This window comes from Streptomyces sp. NPDC088762 (assembly GCF_044750905.1).
Lineage (GTDB): Bacteria > Actinomycetota > Actinomycetes > Streptomycetales > Streptomycetaceae > Streptomyces.
In genome coordinates this window covers 1-3,281 of record NZ_JBIVKT010000038.1, presented here as the reverse complement: position 1 = coordinate 3,281, position 3,281 = coordinate 1, and the positions used below count along the sequence as shown (strand labels likewise).

Annotated in this window: 4 protein-coding genes; 1 reads left to right on the top strand and 3 read right to left on the bottom strand. The window is 72.4% G+C overall.

Annotated features, from left to right (window positions below):
• Positions 1–340 precede the first annotated feature (340 nt).
• Positions 341–1,348 carry a stage II sporulation protein M gene (locus tag ACIP5M_RS36020; protein ID WP_401205383.1) on the bottom strand — a complete coding sequence of 336 codons (1,008 nt, stop codon included), beginning with the start codon at positions 1,346–1,348 and terminating at the stop codon, positions 341–343.
• A 112-nt stretch (positions 1,349–1,460) separates the two neighbouring features.
• Between ACIP5M_RS36020 and ACIP5M_RS36015 the strand changes: the two genes are divergently transcribed.
• Positions 1,461–2,408, top strand: a complete 948-nt coding sequence (locus ACIP5M_RS36015; RefSeq protein WP_401205381.1) for an RDD family protein — start codon at positions 1,461–1,463, stop codon at positions 2,406–2,408.
• Between the two features lie 15 nt (positions 2,409–2,423).
• Here the strand turns inward: ACIP5M_RS36015 and ACIP5M_RS36010 are convergent, their stop codons facing one another.
• Together ACIP5M_RS36010 and ACIP5M_RS36005 are read right to left on the bottom strand one after the other, a co-directional pair.
• Positions 2,424–3,041, bottom strand: a complete 618-nt coding sequence (locus ACIP5M_RS36010) for a hypothetical protein (RefSeq protein ID WP_401205378.1) — start codon at positions 3,039–3,041, stop codon at positions 2,424–2,426.
• Positions 3,042–3,143: 102 nt separating this feature from the next.
• A partial coding sequence (locus ACIP5M_RS36005) for an adenosylhomocysteinase (RefSeq protein WP_401205386.1) occupies positions 3,144–3,281 on the bottom strand: 138 nt, incomplete at its 5' end.

Below are 3,281 nucleotides of genomic sequence, written 5' to 3'. Positions count from 1 at the left end.
TCGTTCTGTGTTCTTGCGTTTCCGACTCTATCAGACTCTTTCGGGCCCGATTTCCTCGGCGCTTTCGAGGTTCTGCGCTTTCGCGCTTTCCCTTTTCGGCGATGCCGACTCTATCAGAGATTCTCCACCGGATTTACCCGGCCTGGATTCCCGAACAAGGAGTCGGCTGTGCCCCACCGGAATTCAATTCCTTCTGGGGGCGAGATCAAGATTATGAACGGCCGCTGGAGGACTCTCGCCCTTCCGCAGCAACCGTTAGAATCTACCTCCCCGCTCGGACCGTGTCAACAGCCTTCGCGGGACGACCAGAGACTAGCAGCCGAGCGGGCCCGCACGCACATCAGGCCGCCGTGGGCAGGGTCGCCGTACGGTCGGCGGCTTCCACGTCGCCCGCCTCGCCCGTGCGGGAAGCGCGGCCGCCGAGGACGTAGACGTACGCGAGGAAGGCGGCCTCGGCCGCGACGCCGATGGCGATGCGGGCCCAGGTGGGGAGGCCGGACGGGGTGACGAAGCCTTCGATCAGGCCCGAGACGAACAGGACCACCGCCAGGCCGATGGCCATGCCGAGCGCGGCGCGGCCCTGTTCGGCGAGGGCGGTTCGGCGGGTGCGGGGGCCCGGGTCGATGACCGTCCAGCCCAGGCGCAGGCCCGTGCCGGCGGCGACGAAAACCGCCGTCAGTTCGAGGAGGCCGTGCGGGAGGATCAGGCCCAGGAAGACGTCGAGGCGGCCGGCCGCGGACATCAGGCCGAGACCGACGCCGAGGTTGGCCATGTTCAGGAAGAGGATCCAGAGCACGGGCAGGCCGAGGAAGGCGCCGAGGACGAGGCAGATCGCGGCGGCCTGGGCGTTGTTCGTCCAGACCTGGGCGGCGAAGGAGCCGGCGGGGTGGCTGGAGTAGTACGTCTCGTACTCGCCGCCCGGCCGCGTGAGCGCCTTCAGGTCCTCCGGGGCCCCGATCGCGCCCTGGACCTCGGGGTGGGTTGCTATCCACCAGCCGATGAGCACGCCGAGGGCCGTCGAGAGCAGAGCGGTCGGTATCCACCAGCGGCGGCTGCGGTAGACGGCGGCCGGGAAGCCCACGGTGAAGAAGAGGGCCGCGTCGTGCCAGCCGGCACGGCGGGTGCCCGTCACCGTGGCGCGGGCGCGCGCGACCAGCTGGGTCAGCCGGCCCGTGAGCATGGGGTCGGGGGTGCTGGACTGGATCAGGGAGAGGTGCGTGGACGTGCGCTGATAGAGGGCGACGAGTTCGTCCGCCTCGGCTCCGGTGAGCTTGCGGCCGCGCCCCAGGAGCTGCTCCAGGCGGGCCCATTCCGCGCGGTGTGCCGTCACGAAGACATCGAGATCCATCCGCCTGCCCGCTCCCCTGCCCCAGGTCCCCTGCTACTGCCTACTGCTCGTGTGGTCAGCTTGGCAGACTGGATGCCAAAGGGGCGGGGCAGGTCACGTGAAAGGTGCTGCGGTGAGCGATCTGGTGACGGGGGACGCGGTCGTCCTGGGGTTGAGGCCGGCGAGGCTGCCGAGCCGGGCGCTGGCGATCGTCCTCGACCTGGTCGTGTACCTCGCGGGGTACGTGATCCTGTCGATCGGGCTGGCCCTCGCGATCGCCTCGCTCGACACCGCCGCCCAGGCCGCGGTGTCGGTGGCGAGCTTCCTCCTGCTGATGGTCGGCGTGCCGATCGCGGTGGAGACGCTGACGCACGGGCGGTCGCTGGGCAAGCTCGCCTGCGGGCTGCGCGTGGTGCGGGACGACGGCGGGCCCATCCGGTTCCGGCACGCGCTGGTGCGCGGGGCCATGGGCGTCGTGGAGCTGCTGATGACCTTCGGGTCCGTGGCGTGCATCGCGTCGTTGGTGTCGGCGCGCGGGCGGCGGCTGGGGGACGTGTTCGCGGGAACGCTGGTCGTCCGGGAGCGCGTGTCCGGGACGCGGGTGATGCCGGTGCCCCCGCCCCCGCCGTGGCTGGCCGGGCGTTTCACCGGGCTGGACCTGTCGGCCGTGCCGGACGGGTTGTGGCTGGCGATACGGCAGTACCTGACGCGGATGAACCAGCTGGATCCGCAGGTGAGTGCGGCCATGGCGGCGGGGCTCGCCGATGATCTGGTGGCGCGTACGGGGGCGCAGCCGCCGGCCGGGGTGCCCGCGGCGGCGTTCCTGATGGCCGTGGTGCACGAACGGCAGTCGCGGGACGCGGCGCGGGCCTTCGCGGGCGGCGCGCCCGGCGGGGTGGGGCCGATGGGCCCCGTGGGTCCGGTGGGACCGGTTGGGTCCGTTGCTCCCCTGGCCGCCGGGCCTGCGCCCCACGTCCAGGAGGCTCCGGCTGCCGCCCCGTACGGCGCGCCCGTGGCGCCCGTACGGCCTCCGGCGCCCGCGGCCGCGCCGCGGGCCGGCGGGTTCGCGCCGCCGGCCTGATCCGTAAGACACCCCCTAGTCCTCGAAGGTCGAGGGTGGGGTCTCCAGGTGTTCGAGCTCGATGCCCGGCGCCGCGAGGACCACGTCCCCGGCGATGTGGACGGTGTGGACCTCGCCGGTGTCCAGGGCGCTGACCTGGTACTCGTCCACCAGGAGCGGGCCGCTGTCCGTGGGGTGTTCCTCGCGCCGCAGCAGGGCCCACGCCTGGTCGACCGTGCGGGCGGCCAGTACGGGGTCGGTGAGGGCGAGGAGGCGGACGCGGGTGGCGGGGGCGCCGGGCGTCAGGCGCAGCAGGCGGGCCGTGGCGATGAGGAAGGCCGGGGAGGTGCCGGTGAAGCCGGGGGCGTGGACGTTGCCCTCGGTGGCCTCGGCGCCCGTGGGGTCGGTTCGGACCCAGGTCACGCCGTCGAGGGCGGCTCCGCGGACCTGCCAGCCCGCGGCGTTCACTTCGAGGCGGATGGGGCGGCCGAGTTCGTCGACGGCCAGGTCGACCGAGCCTCGGTGGTCGCCGTTCGGTGCCGTGAGCTGGGAGACGTAGCGCCAGCCGGAGGGCCCGGGGGCGCAGTGGAAGTGCTCCTCGCCGAGCGGGGTGTGGTCGTGCGGGTCGTGGAGTGAGTAGCGGCCGCGGGGCATGGGCTGGGGTCCTTGCGTGCGTACGGGGCAGGCCCCCGGCTGGTGTGCCGGGGGCCTGACTCAGGTGCTGCGGATCTACGGATCTACGGATCTACGGGGAGATCAGTAGCGGTAGTGGTCCGGCTTGTACGGGCCCTCGACCTTGACGCCGATGTACTCGGCCTGCTCCGGGCGCAGGGTGGTGAGCTTGACGCCGAGGGCGTCGAGGTGGAGGCGGGCCACCTTCTCGTCGAGGTGCTT

Excerpts from the sequence above, each read along its gene's own strand:
- ACIP5M_RS36020 (WP_401205383.1), bottom strand. The coding sequence starts at position 1,348 with ATGGATCTCGATGTCTTCGTGACGGCACACCGCGCGGAATGGGCCCGC.
- ACIP5M_RS36010 (WP_401205378.1), bottom strand. The coding sequence starts at position 3,041 with ATGCCCCGCGGCCGCTACTCACTCCACGACCCGCACGACCACACCCCG.